The organism is Paenibacillus forsythiae T98 (assembly GCF_000520735.1).
Classification (GTDB): domain Bacteria; phylum Bacillota; class Bacilli; order Paenibacillales; family Paenibacillaceae; genus Paenibacillus_AQ; species Paenibacillus_AQ forsythiae.
Genome location: NZ_ASSC01000177.1, coordinates 1 through 330 on the forward strand (window position 1 = coordinate 1; position 330 = coordinate 330).

Consider the following 330-nt stretch of genomic DNA (forward strand, 5'->3'; position numbering starts at 1 on the left):
TACGGTTATCCGGGAATAACGGAGAATCCCAATTATTACGACTGCCCGCCCGTCTATCCGATGTATGAGGCTGTTCAACCGCTTTCTTATGCGCCTTGTGAGGTACAACCGATTGCGCATATGCCGGAAATTCCGTCGCCATACTGCTATCCGGATGCAGGATATCCTGCTATGGGCGCCCCGGCCCCTTACTATCCGGGAGTTACACCTGGCTATATGGCGGAGATGCCTGCTGCCGACTTCCAACCCTATTCCGAGACTCCGGCGTACGCATCCCCGCAGTATGGGGTCCAGCCGGCGCCGCTTCCTTGGCCTTCCTGCGGATGCGGC

At 57.9% G+C, this 330-nt stretch carries 1 pseudogene; it reads left to right on the top strand.

Annotation, left to right across the window (positions count from 1 at the left end):
* Positions 1–330 (top strand): annotated as a pseudogene (locus tag L692_RS33420) (hypothetical protein); the annotation flags it as partial.